19 protein-coding genes are annotated in these 21,942 nt (G+C 65.4%); 8 read left to right on the top strand and 11 right to left on the bottom strand.

Annotated features, from left to right (window positions below; all coding sequences use genetic code 11):
- Positions 1-269: 269 nt before the first annotated feature.
- On the bottom strand, positions 270-1,637 hold the full coding sequence (gene purB, locus V3B25_RS01385; protein WP_110712836.1) for an adenylosuccinate lyase: 1,368 nt from the start codon (positions 1,635-1,637) through the stop codon (positions 270-272).
- A gap of 294 nt (positions 1,638-1,931) precedes the next feature.
- On the opposite strand from purB, the gene V3B25_RS01380 reads away from it, so the two are divergent.
- Positions 1,932-3,359, top strand: a complete 1,428-nt coding sequence (locus V3B25_RS01380; protein ID WP_329809878.1) for a class II fumarate hydratase — start codon at positions 1,932-1,934, stop codon at positions 3,357-3,359.
- 104 nt (positions 3,360-3,463) lie between these two features.
- Here V3B25_RS01380 and V3B25_RS01375 read toward each other — a convergent pair whose 3' ends face one another.
- The 6 genes from V3B25_RS01375 to V3B25_RS01350 form a co-directional block, all read right to left on the bottom strand.
- Positions 3,464-3,889: a hypothetical protein gene (locus tag V3B25_RS01375; RefSeq protein ID WP_125892130.1), complete on the bottom strand. Its 426-nt coding sequence runs from the start codon at positions 3,887-3,889 to the stop codon at positions 3,464-3,466.
- A 106-nt stretch (positions 3,890-3,995) separates the two neighbouring features.
- On the bottom strand, positions 3,996-4,601 hold the full coding sequence (locus V3B25_RS01370) for a hypothetical protein (RefSeq protein WP_071227453.1): 606 nt from the start codon (positions 4,599-4,601) through the stop codon (positions 3,996-3,998).
- Positions 4,602-4,632: 31 nt separating this feature from the next.
- Positions 4,633-5,520 (bottom strand): DUF4097 family beta strand repeat-containing protein, encoded by an 888-nt coding sequence (locus V3B25_RS01365; RefSeq protein ID WP_329809877.1) that lies wholly within the window; start codon positions 5,518-5,520, stop codon positions 4,633-4,635.
- Positions 5,521-5,545: 25 nt separating this feature from the next.
- On the bottom strand, positions 5,546-6,574 hold the full coding sequence (locus tag V3B25_RS01360; RefSeq protein WP_329809876.1) for an ABC-2 transporter permease: 1,029 nt from the start codon (positions 6,572-6,574) through the stop codon (positions 5,546-5,548).
- Positions 6,571-7,446: an ABC transporter ATP-binding protein gene (locus V3B25_RS01355; protein ID WP_032130455.1), complete on the bottom strand. Its 876-nt coding sequence runs from the start codon at positions 7,444-7,446 to the stop codon at positions 6,571-6,573. The genes V3B25_RS01360 and V3B25_RS01355 overlap by 4 nt, the downstream gene beginning before the upstream one ends.
- Positions 7,446-7,805 (bottom strand): GntR family transcriptional regulator, encoded by a 360-nt coding sequence (locus V3B25_RS01350; protein WP_006453095.1) that lies wholly within the window; start codon positions 7,803-7,805, stop codon positions 7,446-7,448. The genes V3B25_RS01355 and V3B25_RS01350 overlap by 1 nt, the downstream gene beginning before the upstream one ends.
- A gap of 616 nt (positions 7,806-8,421) precedes the next feature.
- On the opposite strand from V3B25_RS01350, the gene V3B25_RS01345 reads away from it, so the two are divergent.
- The 6 genes from V3B25_RS01345 to V3B25_RS01320 all read left to right on the top strand — a co-directional run bounded on the left by V3B25_RS01345 (position 8,422) and on the right by V3B25_RS01320 (position 14,515).
- Positions 8,422-9,009 (top strand): glutathione peroxidase, encoded by a 588-nt coding sequence (locus tag V3B25_RS01345; protein WP_019337359.1) that lies wholly within the window; start codon positions 8,422-8,424, stop codon positions 9,007-9,009.
- Between the two features lie 96 nt (positions 9,010-9,105).
- Positions 9,106-10,083 (top strand): FKBP-type peptidyl-prolyl cis-trans isomerase, encoded by a 978-nt coding sequence (locus V3B25_RS01340; RefSeq protein ID WP_019337358.1) that lies wholly within the window; start codon positions 9,106-9,108, stop codon positions 10,081-10,083.
- 23 nt (positions 10,084-10,106) lie between these two features.
- Entirely contained in the window at positions 10,107-11,456 is a 1,350-nt protein-coding gene (locus tag V3B25_RS01335; protein WP_032127659.1) for a UDP-glucose/GDP-mannose dehydrogenase family protein, read from the top strand.
- A complete protein-coding gene (locus tag V3B25_RS01330; RefSeq protein WP_019660397.1) occupies positions 11,449-11,688 on the top strand; it encodes a SlyX family protein in 240 nt (79 codons plus the stop codon). The genes V3B25_RS01335 and V3B25_RS01330 overlap by 8 nt, the downstream gene beginning before the upstream one ends.
- 10 nt (positions 11,689-11,698) lie before the next feature.
- Positions 11,699-12,394 (top strand): DUF2058 family protein, encoded by a 696-nt coding sequence (locus V3B25_RS01325; RefSeq protein WP_049400226.1) that lies wholly within the window; start codon positions 11,699-11,701, stop codon positions 12,392-12,394.
- Between the two features lie 48 nt (positions 12,395-12,442).
- A complete protein-coding gene (locus V3B25_RS01320) occupies positions 12,443-14,515 on the top strand; it encodes an acyltransferase family protein (RefSeq protein ID WP_329809875.1) in 2,073 nt (690 codons plus the stop codon).
- Between the two features lie 212 nt (positions 14,516-14,727).
- Here the strand turns inward: V3B25_RS01320 and metH are convergent, their stop codons facing one another.
- The 3 genes from metH to V3B25_RS01305 are packed head-to-tail and all read right to left on the bottom strand — an operon-like array spanning position 14,728 to position 19,504.
- Positions 14,728-17,412 (bottom strand): methionine synthase, encoded by a 2,685-nt coding sequence (metH, locus tag V3B25_RS01315; RefSeq protein WP_049422066.1) that lies wholly within the window; start codon positions 17,410-17,412, stop codon positions 14,728-14,730.
- Positions 17,413-17,469: 57 nt separating this feature from the next.
- On the bottom strand, positions 17,470-18,561 hold the full coding sequence (locus tag V3B25_RS01310) for a homocysteine S-methyltransferase family protein (protein WP_049422067.1): 1,092 nt from the start codon (positions 18,559-18,561) through the stop codon (positions 17,470-17,472).
- Between the two features lie 13 nt (positions 18,562-18,574).
- Positions 18,575-19,504 (bottom strand): metalloregulator ArsR/SmtB family transcription factor, encoded by a 930-nt coding sequence (locus V3B25_RS01305; RefSeq protein WP_032127664.1) that lies wholly within the window; start codon positions 19,502-19,504, stop codon positions 18,575-18,577.
- A 153-nt stretch (positions 19,505-19,657) separates the two neighbouring features.
- Between V3B25_RS01305 and V3B25_RS01300 the strand changes: the two genes are divergently transcribed.
- Positions 19,658-20,806 (top strand): acyl-CoA dehydrogenase family protein, encoded by a 1,149-nt coding sequence (locus V3B25_RS01300; protein ID WP_049422068.1) that lies wholly within the window; start codon positions 19,658-19,660, stop codon positions 20,804-20,806.
- A 42-nt stretch (positions 20,807-20,848) separates the two neighbouring features.
- On the opposite strand, the gene V3B25_RS01295 is transcribed toward V3B25_RS01300, so the two are convergent.
- A complete protein-coding gene (locus V3B25_RS01295) occupies positions 20,849-21,766 on the bottom strand; it encodes a hypothetical protein (protein WP_154352926.1) in 918 nt (305 codons plus the stop codon).
- Positions 21,767-21,942: the final 176 nt, after the last annotated feature.

The raw sequence follows: 21,942 nt of genomic DNA, 5'->3' as shown, positions 1-21,942 counted from the left end.
AAGCCGCGTCCCTCTTTCAAATTCCGTCCCGACAACCCCACGCTCTTCGATCCGTCACCGGAAATCTGTCAGAGGCGGGGCGGGAGGGGCCAGCGGGACCGTTGGCGCCATGGATGGCGCCATCGAGCCCCCATGGACGGGTTTACGGCGTGTCCCGCTGGCCCATCCCGTCCCGCCCAGCTAGCAGCAATCCAGAGCCGCTCTTGACGTTGCTGTTGCCGTTGCCTGCCGCAGGCAGCGCCCGCGGCCGCCGCCGCAAAGGAAACTCCTTAAATCTTCTTCGCCAGCGACTCGGCCAGGCCGGTGTAGCTGCCCGGGGTCATCTCCAGCAGGCGCTGCTTCGCATCCGCCGGCAGCTCCAGCCCCTGCACGAACGCGCGCATCGACTCGGCGGTGATGCCCTGGCCACGGGTCAGCGCCTTCAGCTGCTCGTACGGGTTCGGCAGGCCATGGCGGCGCATCACCGTCTGCACGGCCTCGGCCAGCACTTCCCAGGCCGCGTCCAGATCGGCATCCAGGCGCTGCGGGTTCACTTCCAGCTTGCCCAGGCCCTTGGCCAGCGAATCCAGCGCCACCTGGCTGTGGCCGAACGCGGTGCCCAGCGCACGCAGCACGGTGGAGTCAGTCAGGTCACGCTGCCAGCGGCTGATCGGCAGCTTCGCGCTGAAGTGCTCGAACAGCGCGTTGGCAATGCCGAAGTTGCCTTCCGCATTCTCGAAGTCGATCGGGTTGACCTTGTGCGGCATCGTCGACGAGCCGACTTCGCCTTCCTTCAGGCGCTGCTTGAAGTAGCCAAGCGAAACGTAGCCCCAGATGTCACGGGCCAGGTCGATCAGGATGATGTTGGCGCGGCGTGCGGCATCACCGATCTCGGCGATGTTGTCGTGCGGTTCGATCTGCGTGGTGTACGGGTTGAACACCAGGCCCAGGCCGGTCACGAAGCGCTCGGCGAAGGCCGGCCAGTCCACGTCAGGGTAGCTGGCGATGTGGGCGTTGTAGTTGCCCACCGCGCCGTTGATCTTGCCGGTCAGTTCGACCGCGGCGATCTGCCTGCGCTGGCGTTCCAGGCGGGCGACCACGTTGGCCAGTTCCTTGCCCAGGGTGGTCGGCGAGGCGGTCTGGCCGTGGGTGCGCGACAGCATCGGCTGGCCGGCCTGGGCGTGGGCCAGGCTGCGCAGGCTGTTGGCGATGCCGTCCAGGGTCGGCAGCAGCACCTCGCGGCGCGCCTGTTCCAGCATCAGGCCGTAGCTGAGGTTGTTGATGTCTTCGCTGGTGCAGGCGAAATGCACGAATTCCAGCGCCGGGGCCAGCTCGGCGTCGTCCTTCAGCTGTTCCTTGATGAAGTACTCCACCGCCTTGACGTCATGGTTGGTGGTGCGTTCGATCTCCTTCACGCGCGCGGCCTGGGCCGGGCTGAAGCTGGCGGCCAGGGCGCGCAGGCGGGCGACGGCGGCGTCGGAGAACGGGGCCAGTTCGACGATGCCCGGCTCGGCGGCCAGGGCCAGCAGCCACTCCACTTCGACCGTGATGCGGGCCTTGATCAGGCCGTACTCGGAGAAGATCGGGCGCAGGGCGTCGACCTTGCCGGCATAGCGGCCATCGAGCGGGGACAGGGCGAGCAGGGCGGAATCGGACATGTCGGCAGGGCTGGGGCGATCGGCGGGGGCCATATTCTACGACGTGCCGGTGAGGTAGTGCCGGCCGCTGGCCGGCAACCACGCCCGGCCCATGATTCCATGGATTGCTGGCCAGCGGCCGGCACTACCCCTTGCGCGTGCAGATCGGCCGTGCAGACGGAACGATCTGGCCCGTCCTCGTCATCCCACGCTGCGGGCAAGGGAGTATCGTTGGCGCAGCCGCCAGCCCGGGAAGCGACACCCTGCCAGCCGCCGCTTCCCTTTCCCCAACTGAAGTAGTGCGGAGTTGATGCAATGAGCAAAGCTGCAAGCAAGGGTTTCAGAATCGAACACGACAGCATGGGCGAGCTGCAGGTGCCTGCGGACGCCCTGTGGGGCGCCCAGACCCAGCGTGCCGTGCAGAACTTCCCGGTGTCGGGCCAGCGCATGCCGCGCGGTTTCATCCGTGCCCTGGGCCTGGTCAAGGGCGCCGCCGCGGGCGTCAACGCAGAACTGGGCCACCTGCCGAAGAACGTGGCCAAGGCCATCCAGACCGCTGCCGCCGAAGTGGCCGCCGGCAACTGGGACGCGCAGTTCCCGATCGATGTCTACCAGACGGGTTCTGGCACGTCGTCGAACATGAATGCCAATGAGGTCATCGCCACCCTGGCCAACCGTGCCGGCAAGGCGGGCAAGACCAGTGTGCACCCCAATGACCACGTCAACCAGGGCCAGAGCTCCAACGACGTGATTCCGACCGCGCTGCGCGTGTCGGCGGTACTGGCCGCGCATGAGCAGCTGCTGCCGGCGCTGGTGCACCTGCGCAAGACCCTGGACAAGAAGGGCCGCAGCCTGCGCAACGTGGTCAAGACCGGCCGCACCCACCTGATGGATGCGATGCCGCTGACCTTCGAGCAGGAATTCGGCGCATGGTCGGCGCAGCTGGCCTCGGCCCAGGAGCGCATCGAAGACAGCCTCAAGCGCGTGCGCCGGCTGCCGCTGGGTGGCACCGCCATCGGCACCGGCATCAATGCCGATCCGCGCTTCGGTGCACAGGTGGCCAAGGCACTGAAGCAGCAGACCGGTTTCAAGTTCGACAGTGCCGAGAACAAGTTCGAAGGCCTGGCCGCACAGGACGACGCGGTGGAGCTTTCCGGTCAGCTCAATGCGCTGGCGGTGGCGCTGATCAAGATCGCCAACGACCTGCGTTGGATGAACGCCGGTCCGCTGGCCGGGCTGGGCGAGATCGAACTGCCGGCGCTGCAGCCGGGCAGCTCGATCATGCCGGGCAAGGTCAACCCGGTGATTCCGGAAGCGACGGTGATGGCCTGTGCACAGGTGATCGGTCACCACACTGCGATCACCGTGGCCGGGCAGACCGGCAACTTCCAGCTCAACGTCACCCTGCCGCTGATCGCAGTGAACCTGCTCGATGGCATCGGCCTGCTGGCCAACGTGTCCACCCTGCTGGCCGACAGTGCGATTGCCGGGCTGAAGGTGCGCGAGGACCGCGTTGCCGAGGCGCTGGCGCGCAACCCGATCCTGGTTACCGCCCTCAACCCGATCATCGGCTACGAGAAGGCTGCGGCGATTGCCAAGCGTGCGTACAAGGAACAGCGCCCGGTGCTGGATGTGGCGCTGGAGGACAGTGGACTGGAGGAGGCCGAGCTGCGTCGCCTGCTGGACCCGACCGCGCTGACCGCCGGTGGCATCCAGGCCGGTGGCGGCGGCGCCGGCGGTTGATCGGCCGGTTGTAGAGTCGAGCCATGCTCGACTGTTGTTCCGGAGTCGAGCATGGCTCGACTCTACAGAAAGCAGAAACGCCGCCCTTTGGGCGGCGTTTTTTTTCAGCGACGGTCGGCGACGATGTTGCCGAAGGTGTCGGTGTAATCCTTGAACTCCGGGATGCGCTGGATCAGGTCCGCCGGAATCACGTCCATGCCCTCCGGCGGCTGGATCTTCACCGGCTGCATGTTGGGATCGGCCGGTGCGGCCACCAGGGTGTTCTGGCGCAGCACCTGCAGCTTGCCGAACATGGTCTGCAGCATCTGTTTCTGCCCGTCGTCCAGCGGAATCTGGATCTCGTCCATCTTCATCGTGCCGTCGGCGAGGATGATGATGTTCGGCGCGGGCGGGCGACGCACGGTGACCATGCCTTCGCTGACGGAAATCTTGGGCTTGCCACGCTCGGCGCGGTGGTTGCGGTACTCCTGGTCACAGCCGGCCAGGCCGAGGCAGAGCAGGGCGGTCAACAGCAGAAACAGCTTCTTCATGACATTCGGTTCGGGGGCGTCCGGGGCCGCCATTGTAAGCCGGGCGGCGCACTACGGCCGGCAGCCGGACGCCGCTGCCGGCCGGGTGCGCTGATCTGTCACAGGCCTAGCGCTGGACCACGGTGTCCTTGCCGCAGTCGTCCACGTCGCTCTGGTCCATGGTCGCGTAGGGCTTGAATGCCGGCAGTTCACGTGCGAGCGCCTGCTGGCTGGCCAGCATCGCCGGAAGGCGGTCGCAGATGCGCTTGGCCTGGGCTTCGATCTTCTCGGCTTCGGCATTGATGCGCTTTTCGACACCTTCGCTGTCGCCACTGAAAATGCCCTTCAGCGCTTCGCCGGCAGCACTGGCACCCAGTTTGGCGCCGGCCAGGCCGACATCCATGCCGTCCATCGCGATGGCGACCACGTGGCCGCGGTAGTCCTGCAGATGACGGCGCTGGATATCGTTGGCGGCGATCTCCTTGCCCGCGATCAGCAGGCGGCCATCCGGCGTGATCTCCGCACGCGGCTGCTTGTCCGCCGAGATCTTGATGTTGCCCTGGGCGATATCCTTGCGGGCATCGTCCATCGCGTTCCTGACGGTCTCGCCGACGCCGCCTGTGGCTTCGGCCACACTCTTGCCAACGGTCTTGTCGGGTGCTGACGACGTGCCGCCGCAGGCGATCAGCGGCAGGGACAGCAGCACAGTGGGCAACAGGCGCAACAGGTTCATGGTGTTCCCCTGGTAGTGTCTGGAAGAGGGTTTACTTGCTGCGCGGCAGAGTGACCCGGCCGCTGACGTTGCGATGATCGACGTCACCGCTGCCGCTGTGGTCGACGGTCAGGGTGCCGCGCACGCCGTCGACGTTGATGTCGCCCGAGCCGTGGCTGCGGACATGCACATTGCCGCCGATGTCGGCCAGATCGACCCCGCCGGAGCCGACCACGCCCACTTCAACGCTGCCCTGCACGCGCTTGAACTCGATATCACCCGAGCCCACGGTATCCAGCCGCGCGTTGCCACGCACATCGCTGATCTTCAGGTCACCGGAGCCGACGGTACCGGTGCTGGCATCGCCGCTGATGTTGCGTACGGTGACGTCGCCGGAACCCAGCGACAGCAGATTCAGGGAGCTGCCGCCATCGATGTTGAGGTCGCCCGAACCCACTGCAGCGTGGATGCTGCCGCGGGTACCGCGGACCACGGCATCACCGGAACCCACGTCCACGCTCAGCGACTGTGCGTTCTCCACGCTGGCATCGCCCGAGCCGATCTTGAACTGCAGCGGCATGTTGTCCGGCACGCTGCCACGGATATCCAGCCAGGCGTAGCTGTTGCCCAGGCTGATGCCGCTTTGGCGGCCGTCGCGGCGCAGGCTCACCACCAGCTTGTCGCCGACCTTGCGCTGCTCCAGCACCAGCTGGTCCAGCCATTCCTGGCTGGACGCGCAGGCGCGGCCGTCCAGCTGGCCGCCGCCAGCGCTGGCGACCACCTTCAGGTCATGCTGATTGACCTCGAACACCATCGTCCTGGCACCAGCCACGTCCAGCTTCAGTGCGCGGGCGGCAGTGAACTTGCAGTTCGGAGCATCGGCGGCCAGCGCCGACAACGGCAACAGCAACAACGCAGAACAGGCGAGCAAAGAACGCATGGGTGGTGCCTCCGGATGGATGGGATCAGATCTCGCCGGCGCGCTTGCGCAGGCGGATGGCAAGGAAGATGAACACTGCACCGACGACGGCGCCGATCCACAGCTCCGGCATCGCCAGCGACTTCAGCTGCGAGGCGGGGGACATCAGGCTGACGACCGAGTCCAGATCGCGGCGCGATGCTTCGTCGGCGCCGAGGCGATACAGCAGGTCCATGCCGGGCACGCCGCCCAGCAGCAGGCGGCCGACGATGTTCTGCCAGAACCAGCCGGTGGTCAGGCCGAACAGCGGCATCATCTTGGTGGAGCTGACAATGATGCCGGCAAACAGCGGCAACATTACCGCCCACAGGAACGGCTTGCTCCTGGCCCATGCCGAGCACAGCAGCAGCCAGCCGGCGGTGGGCAGGGCCCACAGGGCATAGACCGGAATCCAGGCCAGGTGTCCAGCGGCCAGGGTCAGCGGGCTGGCCGGGCCCCAGATCAGGGTCATCGGGCTGCCACCGTGCAGCAGCGCGACGGCACTGATGATCAGCATGAAGCCGAACATGGTGAGGATGCCGGCGATGACCGTGATCAATGGTGCCACGATCAGTGCGCTGATCACCTTGGACAGCACGGTCTGCGTGTCCGACAGCGGCAACGACTTCCAGAACAGGATGCTGCGGTCACGGCGATCGTCGTAGAGGGCGCCCAGGCAGTAGAAGAACACGACGAAGGCCAGCACCACGAACGGCCAGCTTGAACTGAGTACCAGAGTCAGGTCCAGGCCGTTGCCAAGATCAGCAAGGTCCTTGGCACTGATGTCACGGGTGAGCAGGGCCAGGTTCAGGCCGTTGATGTTCACGTTCTCGCCATCGATGTGCAGGCCGCCGTCGCGTGCTGCACGGTTCAGCGCGAACAGGCCGAAGGCAATGCCGGCGATGCTCATCACCAGTGAGATCAGGCCCGCGATCAACGGGGCATACAGGAAGCCGCCGCGGTTCTCCCAGTACTCGCGCTTGAGCAGCCAGCGCAGGGTGCCGATCGGGCTGATGGGGTGGTTGACGGCATTCATGCGTAGGTCCCCTTCATGATGGCGACGAACAGGTCGGCCAGGCCCGGGATGCGGGTCTCGCCGAGAGAGGAAAGCTGGGTGCGCGGCACGCCATCGAACAGCATCACGGTCTTGCCGAACGCCAGGCTGCGCTCGTCGATCGGCTTCAGGGCGCGCGCGGTGTCCAGCTGGTCGGCATTGACCAGCAGCTCGGTATAGCGCTGGCCGACGTCGTCCATTTCCGCGTCGAGCACGATGCGGCCATCGCGGATGAACATCACGTCGCTGAGGATGTGCTCGATCTCCTCCACCTGGTGGGTGGTGACGATGATGGTTTTCTGTTCGTCGAAGTAGTCTTCCAGCAGGCGCTGGTAGAACTCCTTGCGGTACAGGATGTCCAGGCCGAGGGTCGGCTCGTCCAGCACCAGGATGCGGGCATCGATGGCCATCACCAGCGCCAGGTGCAGCTGCACGATCATGCCCTTGGACAGCTCGCGCACGCGCTGCTTCGGCTGCAGCTTGGTGTTGGCCAGGAAGCGCTCGCAGCGGGCGCGGTCGAAGCGCGGGTGGACGCCGGCCACGAAATCGATCGCCTCGCGCACCTTCAGCCAGCGCGGCAGCACGGCGACGTCGGCGATGAAGCAGATGTCGTTCATCAGTTCGTCGCGGTGCAGTCGCGGGTCGCGGCCGAGCACGCTCAGTTCACCCTCCACCGAGGTCAGCCCAAGAATGGCCTTCAGCGCGGTGGTCTTGCCGGCGCCATTGGGCCCGATCAGGCCGACGATGCGCCCGCTTGGAATGCTGAAACTGGCGTTGTCGAGGGCGACCGTGGTCTTGTAGGCCTTGCGCAGGCCTCGGGCGGTGATGACCGACTCACTTGCAGTGCTATTCATCAGACTTTCCCCTGGGGCAGCAATTCGTCGAGGCTCAGGCCCAGGCGCTGGATGCGCTCCAGAACCGCCGGCCATTCTTCGTTGAGGAAACGGTCGCGCTCGCTGCTGCGCAGCTGCGTGGCCGCCTGCTCGGTCATGAACATGCCCAGGCCGCGGCGCTTCTCGACCAGGCCTTCGTCGGCCAGCTCCTGGTAAGCGCGCGAAACGGTGATGGGGTTGAGTTGATAGTCGGCGGCCACCTGGCGCACCGAAGGCAGGGCATCGCCCGGCTTGAGGATTCCGTCGAGCATCATGGCGATCACGCGCTCCTTCAACTGACGGTAGATGGGAGCGCCGTCGCTCCACTGGATGTCGCTCATATTCAGCTCCGTGGGGTCAGCGGCTGGGCGAACGAGAAATACGGCATGGACAGCGCGCTGTGCAGCCGACGCGGGGGAGGGGGGGAGGAGGAGGGGGCGTTCCCTGCGGGGGAGAGAGTCGCGTCCTGCGCACTTTCAGCAGCGGCGGAAACAGGGGCGGTGGGCGTGGCCCACCAGGCCAGCACGAGCAGGGTCGAAACAGCGACGGCCGCGGGTGCGGTGAAGTTGCGACGGATCCGGACGTTCATGGCTTCCCCCTGTCTCAGGTGACTGGTGTTGTATGCAGCTATAACACCGGCACGCCTACGTGCAACCCCTTGCCGTCCCCAACTGATGGCAGGGGTGGTCAGATTGCTGAAACATCCCTTTAGTCGATTGATTTAAAAGGGAAATGAATCTTCTGCAAGGGGCTTTTCGGGGCGGCCTTCCATTCAGTGATGTCCATGCTATGTCATCACTGCGCCTTCGATGGCGCCCGGGCAGCACATTCGCCACGCCGCGCAAAGCCCCGGATGGACCTGTGCCATCAGGGGCTCCAGAGCCCGGTGCTATAGTTCGGCCGATTCCCGGCCAGCACTGGCCGGGCCTTGTGAATGGCTACCGCGGACCGCCTCTGATGCCCCTGCCGACCGTTTCCCCGTGCCGCCTGCGCGGCCTGTCCCTGCTGGCCCTGATGGTGGCCGGCGCCGCCGGTTCCGCCAGTGCGCTGGCGGCCGACCTGCTCGATCTGGAATACCGGCCGTTGGCCAGCAAGCAGCAGGTGAATCTGCAGCAGCGCTATCACGGGCAGGTGCTGCTGGTGGTCAACACCGCCAGCAAGTGTGGCTACACGCCGCAGTACGAAGGGCTGGAGGCGCTGCAGAAGCGCTATGCAGGCCGCGGTTTTGCGGTGCTGGGCTTTCCTTCCAATGACTTCAAGGGCCAGGAACCGGGTGACGAGAAGCAGATCCAGGACTTCTGCACCCTGACCTACGGCGTCAAGTTCCCGATGTTCGAGAAGGTGCATGTGGTCGGCACGCAGGCCACGCCGCTGTACCAGCGGTTGACCGCAGCGACCGGCGTTGCGCCGGCCTGGAACTTCCACAAGTACCTCGTGGGCCGCGATGGCAAGGTCATTGCCCAGTTCGCCAGCAAGGTGACGCCGGACGATCCGCAGCTGACCGCGGCCATCGACAAGGCGCTGGCAGCAGCTGCCACGCATTGATATCCAGCACGCATGCCTCGACATCGACGGCATGCGTGCGACAATGTTTCTTTTCGCGCCGACGTCGGCGCCCAGACACTTCCAGGAATGCAGCGAATGAAGATGGGAATGCGCGGCGCCGCGGCGTCGGTTCTGATTCTGGCGATGGGCACTTCGGGTGTCGCTCTGTCGCAACAACCGGCTGCCCCCGCAGCCGCCAAGGAGACCGCAACCTTGAATTCCCCCAAGCAGAAGCTCGGCTACGCCATCGGCCTTGATGTCGCCAAGTCGTTCACCCCGATCGCCGATGAGATCGATGTGGCCGCCCTGCGCACCGCCGTTGAGCGTTCGTTCGAGGGCCTGCAGCCGCAGATCACCCAGGAACAGGCCAAGGCCACCGATGCCGCCCTGCGCCAGGTCGTGATGGCCCGCAGCGGCCAGCAGGTGCCGGGCGTGGCACCGGGCTCGCAGCCGCCGAAGGTCGACCGCGTCAAGGTGTCGCAGATGATCGGCTCCTACTCGGTGGGTCCGTCGCTGGCGCAGCTGAAGGACGATATCGATGTCGCCTCGTTGTTTGACGCAATCAGCACCGGCCTGACCAAGGGCCAGCCGAAGATGACGGAAGCTGACGCGACCGCCACCATCCAGGCCTTCATGGGTGCCAAGCAGGCTGAAATGCAGGCCAAGGCCGCCCAGGCTGCGCAGACCAACCGCACGGAAGGCAACGCATTCCTGGCCAAGAACAAGACCCAGCCGGGCGTGGTGACCACCTCGTCGGGCCTGCAGTACCAGGTGATCCGCCCGGGTAGCGGCGAGCGCCCGCTGCCGAGCAGCAAGGTGCGCGTGAACTACGAAGGCAAGCTGCTCAACGGCACCGTGTTCGACAGTTCCTACGGGCGCCAGCCGGCCGAGTTCGGTCTGGACCAGGTGATCAAGGGCTGGACCGAAGGCGTCGCGCTGATGCCGGTCGGTTCGAAGTATCGCTTCTGGATCCCGGGCGAACTCGCCTACGGTGAGAACGGCACCCCGGGCGGCCCGATCGGCCCGAACGCGACTCTGACGTTCGACGTCGAGCTGCTGGGCGTTCTGCCGTAAGTCATTCAGGAGCGAATACGGATATGCGCGTTGCGATTTTTGGTACCGGCTACGTTGGACTGGTGACCGGTACCTGCCTGGCCGATGTTGGTCATCAGGTGGTCTGTGTCGATATCGACCAGGCCAAGGTGGATGGCCTCAACCAGGGCATCATCCCGATCTATGAACCCGGCCTGGAGCCGATGGTGAAGGCCAACCATGCCGCAGCGCGGCTGGCGTTCACCACGGATGCCGCGGCCGCCATCGATCACGGCCAGGTGGTGTTCATCGCCGTTGGTACGCCGCCGGACGAGGATGGCAGTGCCGATCTTCAATACGTGCTTGCCGTAGCCCGAACCATTGGTCGGCACATGAGTGTGCCGACCGTGGTGGTGAACAAGTCGACGGTGCCGGTCGGCACCGCCGACAAGGTGCGTGCCGCCATTGCCGAAGAGCTGGCCGCGCGTGGCGCGGACATCGCCTTCGACGTGGTGTCCAACCCGGAATTCCTGAAGGAAGGCGATGCGGTTGCGGACTGCATGCGCCCGGACCGCATCATCATCGGTGCGGCGAACGAAGAGTCGGTGGCGGTGATGCGTCGCCTGTACGCGCCGTTCAACCGCAACCACGACCGCGTGGTGGAAATGGACGTGCGTTCGGCCGAACTGACCAAGTACGCCGCCAATGCGATGCTGGCGACCAAGATTTCGTTCATGAATGAAATCGCCAACATCGCTGAACGCGTCGGTGCCGATGTCGAGCAGGTCCGCCAGGGCATTGGTTCGGATCCACGCATCGGCTGGCACTTCATCTATCCGGGTGCCGGTTACGGCGGCTCGTGCTTCCCCAAAGATGTGCAGGCATTGGCCCGTACCGCCCAGCAGTATGGCCTTGAGCCGAAGCTGCTCAATGCGGTTGAAGCGGTCAACGATGCGCAGAAGGGCCATCTGTTTGCCCTCATCCAGCGTCATTACGACAAGGGCGAGGACGAGGGCGTGCGTGGAAAGACCTTCGCCGTATGGGGTCTGGCCTTCAAGCCGAACACCGACGACATGCGTGAGGCCTCCAGCCGTCGACTGCTGGCGCAGCTGTGGGAAGGCGGTGCGACGGTGCGTGCCTACGATCCGGAGGCGATGCACGAGTCGCAGCGTATCTTCGGCGAACGCGATGACCTGGTGTTCTGCAACAGTGCCGATGAAGCGCTGCAGGGTGCCGACGCGCTGGTGGTGGTCACCGAGTGGAAGCAGTTCCGCAGCCCCGACTTCCAGAAGCTGCGCGAGCAGCTGAAGGATGCGGCGGTGTTCGACGGCCGCAACCTGTATGAGCCGGGCGAAGTGGAAGCCGCAGGTCTTGCGTACTACGGCATTGGCCGGGGGCGCTCGCTGCATGTCTGATCTGCCCACTGAACGCGAGCAGGCGCTGGAAGCGCGCCTGGTCGAGCTGGAAATGCGCGTGTCCTTCCAGGAACAGGCGCTGGCCGAGCTGAGCGACGCGCTGGCTGATGCCCGCATGCAGGGCATGCGCAACGCCGATGTGCTGCGCGTGCTGCTGGAAGACCTGGGCAAGGTCCGCAACGCACTGAATTCTTCCGATCCGGCGAGCGAACCGCCGCCGCCGCACTACTGATCCGAATCCTATGAGCGATACCCTCCGCGACCAGCTGATGGGCCTGGGCTTCAAGCCCGCGCCCAAGCCCGAGCGCAAGAATGATGGCCCCCGCCGTGATGGCCGCCCGCAGGGCAAGGGTGGCAACGGCAACGGCAACGGCAATGGAAAGCCGCAGGGCGCAGGCAAGGGCGAGCACAAGCCCGGTGAGCGTCGTGGGCAGGGCCATGGCGCGGGCAAGCCCGGCGGGCATGCGCGCGGTGGCCAGAGCCAGCAGGGCCCGCGCAAGCCGCGCAGCACCGAAGAGATGGATCTGGCCAAGGCCTATGCCATCCGGGCGCAGCGGGAGAAGGAAGAGCGCATCGAGACCGAGCGCCTGAAGCAGGAAGAAGCACGCGTGCGCCGCGAGGCGAAGGCCAAGCTGGAAGAACTGCTGAAGGACAAGAGCCTCAACGCCGAGGCAGCGGACATCGCCCGCCACTTCCCGTATGGCGGCAAGATCAAGCGCATCTATGTGACCGCCGAACAGCTGACCGCGCTCAATGCCGGTGAGCTGGGTGTGGTCCAGCTCAATGGCCGCTACCTGCTGGTAACGGCCGACGTGCTGGCACAGTCCGAGGCGGTGTTCGCCGCCTCGGTGGCGCTGAAGGTCGATCCGAATGCGCCGGCCGAGGAAGATCCGTACGCGGACCCGCAGTACCAGGTGCCGGACGACCTGGTCTGGTAAAGGCGCAACCACCGCGGACGGCACTGCCCCCGCGGTTGGGGGGAAGGGATGACCGCTGATCCAAGCCGTGGCTACGTGCCGCACATTGACGGCCTGCGCGCGATTGCCGTGCTGGCCGTCATCGTGTTCCACCTGGACCCGGCATGGTTGCCGGGCGGGTTCACCGGCGTAGACGTGTTCTTCGTCATTTCCGGGTTCGTGGTCAGCGCGTCGGTGCACCGGCTGCCGCCGTTGTCGCTGTGGCAGTCGATGCTGCGCTTCTATTCGCGCCGCATCCGCCGCATCGCACCTGCGCTGATCAGCTGCCTGCTGTTGACCGCCGTCGGCAGCGTGCTGTTCATTCCCGAGTCCTGGCTCAGCGAGGCCAGTGACAAGACCGGGCTGATGGCATTCTTCGGCTTCAGCAACTGGGTGCTGGCGCTGATCGGCAACGACTATTTCGCGCCCAAGGCCGAATTCAATCCCTATACCCATACCTGGTCGCTGGGCGTGGAGGAACAGTTCTACCTGTTGTTCCCGCTGCTGTTCCTGGCCTGGGCGCGCGGCGCGCGCGGGCGCTGGATCAGCCTTGGCCTGTTTGCCGTGGTCAGCGCGGCGTCGCTGCTGCATGCGGCGGTGCTGGGCCTGCGCGAGGCGCCGCCATCGTGGGCGTTCTACGCCACCACTACGCGGCTGTGGCAACTGGGTGTTGGCGTACTGCTGTTCCAGCTGCTGCATGTTCGCCAGCCAGTGGATGCGGTGACGACGATTGCACTGAAGCGTGCTGCGCCCGTGTTCTCGCTGCTCGCGATGGTGGCGCTGGCCTTGCTGTGCTGGGCATTGTGGACCGCACGGGCCGGACGTTCGCCGTGGCCTGATGGCCTGCTGCCGACCTTTGCGGCGGCAGGCCTGCTGTGGGCGCTGCATCATCATCCCCGGTCCTGGGTGGCACGCCTGTTGGCCAGCAGGCCGATGCGCTCCATCGGCCTGCTGTCGTACTCGCTGTATCTGTGGCACTGGCCGGTATTCGTGCTGATGCGCTGGACCGTGGGCCTGCAGACACCCCTGCAGATGAGCGCTGCGATGGCGCTGGTGCTGCTGCTGTCGTGGTTGTCGTGGCGCTGGGTGGAGCAACCGTTCCGGGGCCCCTTGGCGCAGCGTCTGCGCCCGGGTCGCTGGGTGCTGGCGGGTGCGGCTGTGCTGCTGGTCGCGGCCGGCACCCAGACGCTGCTGTACCTGCAGGCACCGCGGGTATCACTGAGCACGGTCAGTCGGCATCCCGGCGACTGGTATCCCAACGGCAAGAGCGTGGCAGGCGACTATCCCGACTGCAGCCTGGTGACCACCAAGCGACGCTTCGAAGGTGGCAGCATGCGGACCTATGCGCGTGGTGACTGCGATCGGCCGGCGCCTGCCGGTGCGCCGAAGCAGGTGTTCGTTGCTGGCGATTCGCATGCAATGGCCTACATCGAGCTGCTGCAGCGGCTGGCGCTTGAGAGCGGCTCGGAGGTGATTCTCTACGGTCGTGGTGGATGCCCGCAGGTGAGCCTGCAGAAGTGGCGCGGCGCGGGTGCCGGTTGCAGTGATTTCGACGCAGCGATGCTCGCCGATGTCGCGCAGCGTGCGCAGCCAGGTGATGCCGTGGTGCTGGTGTCGCTGCGGATACCGCGCTTGTCTGATCAGTTCGTATTGTTCGATGCGCAGGCGCAGCTGGCGGGCGAGCTGACCCCGGAAGCCACTGCAGGACGCGAAGCCGAAGTGGCCGAGGCGATCACCCAGTGGAAACCGTTGGCCGAGCGCGGTGTGCGAATTGTGCTGGAGGCGCCCAAACCGGTGCTGCCGGCGCCGCCGTATCGCTGCTCTGACCGCTTCAATTCACGCAACGAGGTCTGCCGCAACGGCCTGGACAGCACGCGTGAGGCGATGGAAACGCTGCGTGCGCCGATGCTGGGCAGCCTGCAGCAGGTGGTCGATGGCCTGCCAGGGGGGGGGCTGTGGGATCCGATGCCGGTGCTGTGTGATGACGTGCTGTGCCCGGCGCAGCGCGATGGCCGGCCGTTGTTCTTCGATGGCGATCACCTCAGCGCGCATGGCAACCGTGTGCTGCTGCCGTCGCTGCAGCAGGTACTGCTGCAGCAGTAGGACCGCGCCGGCGTCAGGCCTTGAAGCGGCTCCGGCGTGCGCGGATCAGTGGCAGGCTCGGTGCGAAGAAGCACAGCAGTGCGCCGACCAGGGCAAACGACACCGGACGAGAAACCGTCAAAGCCCAGCGCAATGATGAAGCGAAAAGGGGACGGAGGGGATTAAGTCGTTTTGGGCACAAACGACTTAATCCCCTCCGTCCCCCTTTTGTGTCATTCGGGGTCGTAGTCGAGGTTGGAGGCCAGCCAGCGCTCGGCCTGGGCGCGGTCCACGCCCTTGCGGCGGGCGTAGTCGCTGACCTGCTCGCGGCTGAGGCGGCCGACCACGAAGTACTGGCTCTGCGGATGGCTGAAGTAGTAGCCCGAAACGGCCGCCGTAGGCAGCATCGCGAAGCTCTCGGTCAGTTCCATGCTGGCGTTGGCTTCGGCCTGCAGCAGGTCGAACAGGCGTCGCTTTTCGCTGTGCTCCGGGCAGGCGGGGTAACCCGGTGCCGGGCGGATGCCACGGTACTCCTCGTCGATCAGCGCCTCGTTGTCCAGCGTCTCGGCGTGCTCATGGCCCCAGAATTCGGTACGCACGCGCTGGTGCAGGCGCTCGGCCAGCGCTTCGGCGAAGCGATCGGCGAGGGCCTTCAGCAGAATCGCGTTGTAGTCATCGTGGTCGGCTTCGAAGCGCGCTACGTGCGCGTCGATGCCGATGCCGGCAGTGACGGCGAAGGCGCCGATCCAATCCTGCTTGCCGCTGTCGGCCGGGGCGATGAAATCGGCCAGGCAGAAATCCGGGCGCTCGGCCGGCTTGTCCACCTGCTGGCGCAGGAAGTGCAGGGTGGTCTCGCCCTGCGGGTGCTGCACGCGCACGTCGTCGCCGATGCTGTTGGCCGGCCACAGGCCGAACACGGCCTTGGCGGTCAGCCATTTCTCGCTGACGATGCGCTCGAGCATCGCGCGGGCGTCCCTGTACAGATCGCTGGCCTGGGTGCCGACGATTTCGTCGGTGAGGATGGCCGGGAACTTGCCGGCCAGCTCCCAGGCCTGGAAGAACGGCGTCCAGTCGATGTAGTCGACCAGTTCGGCCAGCGGGTAGTCGTCAAATACGTGCAGGCCGGGCTGGTTCGGTGCCGGCGGCGTGTAGGTGTCCCAGCCGCCCTGGAATTTCTGCCCCCGCGCGTGTTCCAGCGAAACCAGGCGCTTGGCATCGCCACGGTTGCGATGGCGCGCGCGGATCTCGGCATAGTCGGCCTCGTTGGCGGCTACGAAGGCCTCGCGCAGGTCACGCGAGATCAGCGACTGGGCCACGCCGACCGCGCGCGAGGCGTCCTTCACCCACACCGTGGGCGCCTTGTAATGTGGGTCGATCTTCAGCGCGGTGTGCGCGCGCGAGGTGGTCGCTCCACCGATCAGCAGCGGCAGGTCGAAGCCCTGGCGCTGCATCTCCCGGGCCACGTGGCTCATCTCTTCCAGTGATGGAGTGATCAGGCCGGACAGGCCGATCAGGTCGGCGTTGTGCTCGCGCGCGGCATCGAGGATCTTCTGCGCCGGCACCATCACGCCAAGGTCGACCACCTCGAAGTTGTTGCAGGCCAGGACTACGCCGACGATGTTCTTGCCGATGTCATGCACATCCCCCTTCACCGTAGCCATGATGATCTTGCCGTTGCTCTTGGCGGTGTCGCCACTGCGCGCCTTCTCGGCCTCGATGTAGGGCAGCAGGTAGGCCACGGCCTTCTTCATCACGCGCGCGGATTTCACCACCTGCGGCAGGAACATCTTGCCGGCGCCGAACAGGTCGCCGACCACGTTCATGCCATCCATCAACGGACCTTCGATCACGTCCAGAGGACGGCTGGAGGACTGCCGGGCCAGTTCGGTGTCTTCTTCCACGAAGGCATCCAGGCCGTGCACCAGCGCGTGCGCCAGGCGCTGCGCCACCGGCTTCTCGCGCCAGGCGAGGTCTTCGGTCTTCACCGCGCCCTTCTTGCCCTTGTAGCGCTCGGCGATTTCCAGCAGGCGCTCGGTGGCATCGCTGCGGCGGTTGAGGATTACATCCTCCACGCGCTCGCGCAGTTCCGGTTCCAGTTCGTCGTAGATCGGCATGGCGCCGGCGTTGACGATGCCCATGTCCATGCCGGCGGCAATGGCGTGGTACAGGAACACCGAGTGGATGGCCTGGCGCACCGTTTCGTTGCCGCGGAACGAGAACGAGACGTTGGAAACACCGCCGGACACATGGCAGTGCGGCAGCGTCTGCTTGATGATGCGGGTGGCTTCGATGAAGTCCACCGCATAGTTGTCGTGCTCTTCGATGCCGGTGGCGACGGCGAAGATGTTCGGGTCGAAGATGATGTCCTGCGGTGGGAATCCGATCTCGTCGACCAGGATGCGGTAGGCGCGGGTGCAGATCTCGACCTTGCGTGCGCAGGTGTCAGCCTGGCCGCTTTCGTCGAATGCCATCACCACCGCGGCCGCGCCATAGCGCAGGACCTTGCGTGCGTGCTCGCGGAACAGCGCCTCGCCTTCCTTCAGCGAGATCGAATTGACCACGCTCTTGCCCTGCAGGCACTTCAGGCCGGCCTCGATCACGCTCCACTTGGAGGAGTCGACCATCACCGGAATACGGGCGATGTCCGGCTCGGACATGATCAGGTTGAGGTAGCGGGTCATCGCCGCTTCCGAATCAATCAGGCCCTCGTCCATGTTGACGTCGAGGATCTGCGCGCCGCTGGCCACCTGCTGGCGGGCCACGTCCACCGCTTCTTCGTAGCGGCCTTCCTTGATGAGCTTGCGGAACTGCGCGCTGCCGGTGACGTTGGTGCGCTCGCCGACGTTGATGAACAGCAGGTCCGGAGTGATGACCAGAGGTTCCAGGCCGGACAGGCGGGTAGGGCGGACAGGCGTCATGGCAGGCGTCAGCTCAACAGCAATAGGGTGGGAAGTGCGGAACGGTGGCGGCGACATTCATGCGGCCTGCTCCTGGACACCGGGCAGGGCGCGCGGCGGCAGCCCGGCCACGGCCTCGGCGATTGCGCGGATGTGGTCAGGGGTGGAGCCACAGCAGCCACCGACCAGGTTCAACAGGCCATCCTCGGCGAAACCGCGCAGGGTGCTGGCCATGTCCTCGGGCGTCTCGTCGTACTCGCCGAAGGCATTGGGCAGGCCTGCATTGGGGTGTGCGCTGACGTAGCAGTCGGCGACCTGCGAAAGGGTTTCCACGTGCGGGCGCATCGCATCGGCACCCAGTGCGCAGTTCAGGCCGATCGACAATGGGCGCGCATGCGCGAGCGACGCGTGGAAGGCCTCGGCGGTCTGCCCGGACAGCGTGCGCCCAGAGGCATCGGTGATGGTGCCGGAGATCATCACCGGCAACCTTGCGCCGCGTGCATCGAAGGCCTCCTCCAGTGCATACAGCGCGGCCTTGGCATTGAGCGTGTCGAAGATGGTCTCGACCATGATGGTGTCGGCGCCGCCGTCGATCAGGCCGTCAATGGCTTCGCGGTACGTGTCGCGAAGCTCGTCGAAGCTGGTGTTGCGAAAGCCCGGATCGTTGACATCGGGACTGATCGAGGCGGTGCGGCTGGTCGGGCCGATCACCCCGATCACGAAGCGTGGCTTGCCTGGTGTGGTTGCGGCTACTGTATCGCAGCAGGTGCGTGCCACCGCTGCGCCAGCCTTGTTCAATTCGTACACCAGGTGTTCGAGGTGGTAGTCGGCCTGGCTGACCGACGTGGCGTTGAACGTGTTGGTCTCGACCAGATCCGCGCCCGCTTCCAGGTAGGCGGTATGGATGTCGGCGACGATCTGCGGCCGGGTCAGCAGCAGCAGATCGTTGTTGCCCTTCAGGTCATGCCCTTCCTGCACGGCGTGGTCGCAAGCGGGGCCATGCACATGATCGTAGCCACCGGCGAAGCGCTCGCCACGATAGTCGTCTTCCTGCAGGCCATGGCGCTGGATCATGGTGCCCATCGCGCCGTCGATGATCAGGATCCGCTCGCGCAGGGCGTCGAGCAGGGCGTTGGCACGATCAGGATGCAACCAGGGCAGGGCAGGCATGGCGATCTCGGGCTCAGGGCTTGTTGGCGATCAGTGAAATCACTTCGAAGTGCGGCGGACGCTTTTCGCGGGTGACCGTCTCCAGGCTGGATACCTGCAGGCCGGCCTTGTCGACGAACCTGCGCAGCTCCTTGTCGCTGAAGCCGAGGTTGACGTGGCCGTAGGCCTCCACCGCCGCCTTGTGCTCGTGGCGGGCCAGGCTGCACAGCAGCAGGCGGCCGCCGGAGCGCAGCACGCGCGCGGCTTCGGTCACCGCCTGCGCCGGTTTGCTGGCGTAGGTCAGCGCATGCATCAGCACCACCAGGTCGAAGCTGCCGTCCTTGAACGGCAGCGCATGCATGTCGCCCTCGCGCACTTCCACATTGGGCAGGCGGCGCAGGCGCTCGCTAGCGGCGGCAACCACGCGCGCGCTGGTATCGATGCAGATGTAGCGCTTGGCATGCGGGGCGACGAGTTCGGCCAGCACGCCGTCTCCGGAGGCGATGTCCAGCACGTCGCCGGTCTCCAGCAGCGGCAGCGCCGTGCGCGCCAGCGCCTCCCAGGTGCGGCCCGGAGAGTAGTGGCGCTCCATGTCGCCGGCCACGCTGTCGGCCCAGTTCTGGTCGGAGGCACGGTGGGCCAGCACGGCGGCGACACGTTCAGCGTCCTGCCGCAGCAACGGGTCGTCGCTTCCATTGCTCAAGGCATGCCACAATGCACGCTGCGCCGGGTCCAGCTGGGCCTCGTCGAAGCGGTAATAGGCCGACACGCCCGCACGGCGGTCGCGGACCAGGCCGGCTTCCTTCAGGCGCGCGAGGTGGGTGGACACCCGCGGCTGTGCCAGCCGGGTGATCGCCGACAGTTCGGCCACGGTCAGCTCTTCCTGCTCCAGCAGCGCCAGCAGGCGTACGCGGGTCGCATCGGCGAACACCTTGAGGCGGGTCGACCAATCTTCCAGATCCATAAATATCTACCTATCGCGATATAGAGATATATTCGCTGAGAAGGCCTGCCGCGGTCAAGTCGCTGGCGTACGGAAACCGGCGGGCCCCGGTACAATCGAGGCACCTGGGCGCGCGGTGCGCGGCCCATAACTTCATGTACCCGGGAGGGTGTTGTGGATTTCAGCTTTACTGAAGAGCAGTTGATGCTGCAGGACGTGGCGCGGCGCATCGCGCAGGAAAAGATCGCCCCCAGCGCGGAGCACCATGACCGCACCGGCGAGTTCCCGCTGGACAACATCCGCCTGCTGGGTGAAAACGGCCTGATGGGCATCGAAGTGCCGACCGAATACGGTGGCGCGGGCATGGACCCGGTGGCGTACGTGTTGGCGATGGTGGAGGTCGCCGCCGCCGACGCAGCCCATTCGACCATCATGTCGGTCAACAACTCGCTGTTCTGCAACGGCATCCTCACCCACGGTACCGAGGAACAGAAGCAGACCTACGTGCGTGCCATCGCCGAAGGCGAGGCCATCGGCGCGTTCGCGCTGACCGAGCCGCAGTCCGGTTCGGACGCCACGGCCATGCGTTGCCGCGCAGTGAAGCAGGCCGATGGCACCTTCGTCATCAACGGCAAGAAGAGCTGGATCACCTCCGGCCCGGTGGCCAAGTACATCGTGCTGTTCGCAATGAGCGAGCCGGACAAGGGCGCGCGCGGCATCACCGCCTTCATCATCGATACCGACAAGGCGGGCTTCGGTCGCGGCAAGACGGAGCCGAAGCTCGGCATCCGCGCTTCGGCCACCTGCGAGATCGAGTTCAACGACTACGTGGCGCAGGCTGAAGACGTGCTGGGCCAGGAAGGCGAGGGCTTCAAGATCGCCATGAGCGTGCTCGATGCTGGCCGCATCGGTATCGCCTCGCAGGCCATCGGCATCGCCCGTGCCGCCTATGAAGCGACCCTGGAGTACGTGAAGGAGCGCAAGGCGTTCGGCGCGGCCATCGGTACCTTCCAGATGACCCAGGCCAAGATCGCCGACATGAAGTGCAAGCTGGACGCGGCGCTGCTGCTGACCCTGCGCGCGGCGTGGGTGAAGGGCCAGGGCAAGCGCTTCAGCACGGAAGCAGCGGTGGCCAAGCTGACCGCCTCGGAAGCGGCGATGTGGATCACCCACCAGGCCGTGCAGATTCATGGCGGCATGGGGTATTCGAAGGAAATGCCGCTGGAGCGCTACTTCCGTGATGCCAAGATCACCGAGATCTACGAGGGCACCTCGGAAATCCAGCGCCTGGTGATCGCCCGCAACGAGACCGGGCTGCGCTGATGGACGCGACGGGGCGATTGCCGCCCCGTTTCTTTTGTACGATCAACGTGGCAATCGGCAAACAATATCCTTTCCATTCCATTCACAGACGATCTGAAGTGATTCCTGTGGCATTCCCGGATGCATGGTCACGCCATAGAGCCGGGCCGAGTCCACCCATCGTTCGAGCTCGTCGTGATCGTCAAAGCGATAGCTGCCGATGAAGTTCCGGGCCAAATCCGGATCGGTTGCCGCACCATCCGGAATCTTGTTGCCCTTGGCGTCAAGGCTTTCACCTTGCACATAGCGGGCTCTATCAACCGCAGAAGGCGTGATGACCAGCGTGGTTTTTGAACCATCGCGCCATGTGATCCGATAGATGGCGCTGTCAATGCCGATGGTCTTGCTGACGAAGCTCAGTCCGATCGACGAAAGGAACGTCGCCATGCTGTTCCAGGCGGCCGACGAAGTCGTTGCGCCTGTGAACGCCTTGCCAATATCACCTTCCAGTCTTGATCGCTCAGTGGCCATCTGAACGACATCGTAGGCGTTGAGGCTCTTGTGCTCTTCCGGAAAGCTTATGCCGTTGGCGAATTGCGGATCATCTGGATGCACCTCGTACTGGATTCCTCTTCCGGCCCACTGCCGCGGCGCGAACTGTACGGTTGGCACGTTGTTGTCGAGCATGCCCATGATTCGATTGAAGGATGCGTTGATTGGCCTGGGAATCTGCGCCCTTGTTGCGCGGTAGCGACGTAGCTCGCGATCGTATTCCACATCGAAACCATGAATCCGGCGCTGCTGGAAGTCGGCGACGATGGTGGGCCCCGTGCCCGAGGAAAGTGCCAATGCGCGCGGGTCACGACAGTTGTCGCAGACGAGGACGCCCTTGGCGCGGGCTTCCTGGATACTGCCGGCTGCAAACAACGTGCTGAGCAGCAGAGCGGTGCGGCTGAAGAATCGTAGAGCTTTTCCATCCATGATTTGTCTCCTGGGACGGCATCGGATCGATTGCCGTAGAAACATCTGGATAGCAACGATCAGGACGTATCGGACCTCTGCGCGGCCAGAAATCCAACGTTGGGGTTGTCTGCGAACCCGGGAGACGCCTTGAGCGCGAGTGTGGCGTTCGATCCCATACGGTGCAGCGGTCCGGT

Source organism: Stenotrophomonas sp. SMYL8 (assembly GCF_036320065.1).
In the GTDB taxonomy this organism is placed as follows: domain Bacteria; phylum Pseudomonadota; class Gammaproteobacteria; order Xanthomonadales; family Xanthomonadaceae; genus Stenotrophomonas; species Stenotrophomonas maltophilia_A.
This window is presented reverse-complemented; position numbering and strand designations above follow the sequence as displayed.

Excerpts from the sequence above, each read along its gene's own strand:
- purB (WP_110712836.1), bottom strand. The coding sequence starts at position 1,637 with ATGTCCGATTCCGCCCTGCTCGCCCTGTCCCCGCTCGATGGCCGCTAT.
- V3B25_RS01380 (WP_329809878.1), top strand. The coding sequence starts at position 1,932 with ATGAGCAAAGCTGCAAGCAAGGGTTTCAGAATCGAACACGACAGCATG.
- V3B25_RS01375 (WP_125892130.1), bottom strand. The coding sequence starts at position 3,889 with ATGAAGAAGCTGTTTCTGCTGTTGACCGCCCTGCTCTGCCTCGGCCTG.
- V3B25_RS01370 (WP_071227453.1), bottom strand. The coding sequence starts at position 4,601 with ATGAACCTGTTGCGCCTGTTGCCCACTGTGCTGCTGTCCCTGCCGCTG.
- V3B25_RS01365 (WP_329809877.1), bottom strand. The coding sequence starts at position 5,520 with ATGCGTTCTTTGCTCGCCTGTTCTGCGTTGTTGCTGTTGCCGTTGTCG.
- V3B25_RS01360 (WP_329809876.1), bottom strand. The coding sequence starts at position 6,574 with ATGAATGCCGTCAACCACCCCATCAGCCCGATCGGCACCCTGCGCTGG.
- V3B25_RS01355 (WP_032130455.1), bottom strand. The coding sequence starts at position 7,446 with ATGAATAGCACTGCAAGTGAGTCGGTCATCACCGCCCGAGGCCTGCGC.
- V3B25_RS01350 (WP_006453095.1), bottom strand. The coding sequence starts at position 7,805 with ATGAGCGACATCCAGTGGAGCGACGGCGCTCCCATCTACCGTCAGTTG.
- V3B25_RS01345 (WP_019337359.1), top strand. The coding sequence starts at position 8,422 with ATGCCCCTGCCGACCGTTTCCCCGTGCCGCCTGCGCGGCCTGTCCCTG.
- V3B25_RS01340 (WP_019337358.1), top strand. The coding sequence starts at position 9,106 with ATGAAGATGGGAATGCGCGGCGCCGCGGCGTCGGTTCTGATTCTGGCG.
- V3B25_RS01335 (WP_032127659.1), top strand. The coding sequence starts at position 10,107 with ATGCGCGTTGCGATTTTTGGTACCGGCTACGTTGGACTGGTGACCGGT.
- V3B25_RS01330 (WP_019660397.1), top strand. The coding sequence starts at position 11,449 with ATGTCTGATCTGCCCACTGAACGCGAGCAGGCGCTGGAAGCGCGCCTG.
- V3B25_RS01325 (WP_049400226.1), top strand. The coding sequence starts at position 11,699 with ATGAGCGATACCCTCCGCGACCAGCTGATGGGCCTGGGCTTCAAGCCC.
- V3B25_RS01320 (WP_329809875.1), top strand. The coding sequence starts at position 12,443 with ATGACCGCTGATCCAAGCCGTGGCTACGTGCCGCACATTGACGGCCTG.
- metH (WP_049422066.1), bottom strand. The coding sequence starts at position 17,412 with ATGACGCCTGTCCGCCCTACCCGCCTGTCCGGCCTGGAACCTCTGGTC.
- V3B25_RS01310 (WP_049422067.1), bottom strand. The coding sequence starts at position 18,561 with ATGCCTGCCCTGCCCTGGTTGCATCCTGATCGTGCCAACGCCCTGCTC.
- V3B25_RS01305 (WP_032127664.1), bottom strand. The coding sequence starts at position 19,504 with ATGGATCTGGAAGATTGGTCGACCCGCCTCAAGGTGTTCGCCGATGCG.
- V3B25_RS01295 (WP_154352926.1), bottom strand. The coding sequence starts at position 21,766 with ATGGATGGAAAAGCTCTACGATTCTTCAGCCGCACCGCTCTGCTGCTC.